3 protein-coding genes are annotated in these 2,205 nt (G+C 58.3%); all 3 read right to left on the reverse strand.

What is annotated here, in order from left to right; genetic code table 11:
• Positions 1 to 8: 8 nt before the first annotated feature.
• Positions 9 to 836, reverse strand: coding sequence for an amino acid ABC transporter ATP-binding protein (locus tag J6524_RS36955; RefSeq protein WP_225678751.1), 828 nt, complete (start codon positions 834 to 836; stop codon positions 9 to 11).
• 28 nt (positions 837 to 864) lie between these two features.
• Positions 865 to 1,515: an amino acid ABC transporter permease gene (locus tag J6524_RS36960; RefSeq protein ID WP_225678752.1), complete on the reverse strand. Its 651-nt coding sequence runs from the start codon at positions 1,513 to 1,515 to the stop codon at positions 865 to 867.
• On the reverse strand, positions 1,512 to 2,205 hold a 694-nt coding region (locus J6524_RS36965), incomplete at its 5' end, for an amino acid ABC transporter permease (protein ID WP_225678753.1). The genes J6524_RS36965 and J6524_RS36960, both read right to left, overlap by 4 nt.

A 2,205-nucleotide genomic window follows, 5' to 3' on the forward strand; every position in this document is an offset into this window, starting at 1 on the left:
AGCTAGCGTCAATGGTTCAGGACGGACTGCAGGAATGAGCGCGTGCGCTCAGATTCGGGATGGCTGAAGATCTTGTCAGGAGAGCCCTGCTCGATGATGCGGCCGGCATCGAAGACGACAATGCGGTCACAGACCTCGCGTGCGAAGCGCATCTCGTGGGTGACAATCAGAAGTGTCACCTTCGTCTCGTGGGCTACACCTCGGACCACGTCGAGAACTTCTCCAGCGAGTTCAGGGTCGAGCGCCGAGGTGATTTCGTCGAGCAGGAGTATCTCAGGTTTCAGGATTAGTGCCCGTGCGATCGCGATACGCTGCTGCTGTCCTCCGGAAAGTTGGGCGGGATAGGCACGCACTTTGCCTTCCAGGCCCACCATCCGAAGGTATTCCAGCGCACTCTTCTCAGCCTGCTCCCAGGATTGCTTTAACACCGTGGTTGGCGCCAACATAAGGTTCTGCAGCACGGTCAGATGCGGGAACAGATTGAATTGCTGGAAGACCATGCCGCATCGGCGACGGATCCGCGCCTCCTGTCGGATCGAGAGCGGCTTGCCCGCCGTATCAAAGAGGATGCTTTCGCCAAAAACCCGGATATCGCCACCAGTGGGGTTCTCAAGCGTCATCGCCAGGCGCAGCACGGTGGTCTTTCCTGAACCGCTCGGGCCGATCAGCGTAACCTTTTCGCCTGGCCGCACTTGCAGGTCGAGATCGACCAGCACGCGATGCGCACCGTAGGATTTCGAGACCTTCTCGAATTCGATCGCCCACTTGGTTTGTTGCGATTCGGGAGCGGCTGCATGCGACTCTGCCGGATCGCAGACAGCGGCGGCCGTGGGCACGAAGGATCCTGCTCGGCTAAATTCCATGCTACCAGACATGCTTGTCCTTGACTCGGGAAAGGAGATAGAGGAATGGCAAATTCATGCCTAGATAGAGGACGCCCGTCAGGGTGAATGGCTCGAGATACCGGAAGCTTTGGTCGGCGACCACGTGCGCCTCGCTCATTAGCACCGGCACCCCGATAGCAAAAAGGATCGCGGTTTGTCGGAACAAACCAATGACGTAGTTGAGCAAGGCCGGGATCGACCGTCTTATCATCAAGGGTACGAGCACGCGTCGCCACGTAACGTACGGGCTCAGATTGAGCGCCACACAGGCGTCGCGCAGTTCAGCTGGGATGGTGATGAGACTACCTCGGTAAACCTCCGAGCAGTAGGCGGCGTAGACAACCCCTAACACGGCAATGCCAATCGGCATTGCTGGAAGGATAAGCCCCACTTCCGGGAGGACATAGAAGCTGAAATAGAGCAGCACAAGGATCGGCACACCTCGGAAGAGTTCGAGCCAGAACCGCACGAATGGACGACCGAAGTTGGTACTCACACTCTCCAGGATCGCAAGCAGCAGCCCCCCTGCTAACGCAAGCGCCGAACTCGCTAACGTTAACACGACAGTATTCCAAATGCCCTCCATCAGGTTCGGGAGTATCTGCAGGACAAAGCTCCAATTCCACGTCATCTGGCGGGCCCTGCTCGCAGTTTCATGTCAGGCGTGACCTGCATCGACACGCGCGCGGCTCGCAACGCACGATTAAGCGGAAGCGCGTGTTCGAGCCCGCGAAAAGCTGCGGCGCAAAGAAGGGTCAAAATCCAGTAGAAGGCGCCAAGCAGGCAAAAGACGCTGACGGTTGCGTACGTTTGGCCACGCACGTAGTCTGCAACATAGAGCACGTCCTGCACGCCGACGAAGCTCACAAGTGAAGTCCACTTGATCATGCTTCTTGCCAGGCTGCCGAAAGCGGGCACGATCTGCGAAAGCGCCTGCGGCAGAATAACGTTCGTGAAACTCTGTATTTTGCTCAGCCCAAGTGCATGACACGCCTCGGTTTGCCCGCGATGAACGGCCTCAATGCCAGCGCGGACGATCTCCGCGCCGTAAACGGCTCCATCGAGCGTCAGCACGAGGATCGCCGCCGCAACGGGGCTGAAGCGCGGCATTCCCGGTATCAACGGTAGCGCATAAAAAACCCAGAACAGCAAAACCAATGCCGAGGGCCCGCGAATAAGCTCGATCAAGACAATCGAGGGAATTCGTACTGCGGGCGCCTCGGATAATCTCATCGCGCCAAAGATGACCGCGCCGAGTGCCGCACCGGGAATGATGGACAGCGAGATCCAGATGGTGACCCACGCGCCCTGTGCGAGTACA

This window comes from Bradyrhizobium hereditatis, assembly GCF_020329435.1.
Lineage (GTDB): Bacteria > Pseudomonadota > Alphaproteobacteria > Rhizobiales > Xanthobacteraceae > Bradyrhizobium > Bradyrhizobium hereditatis.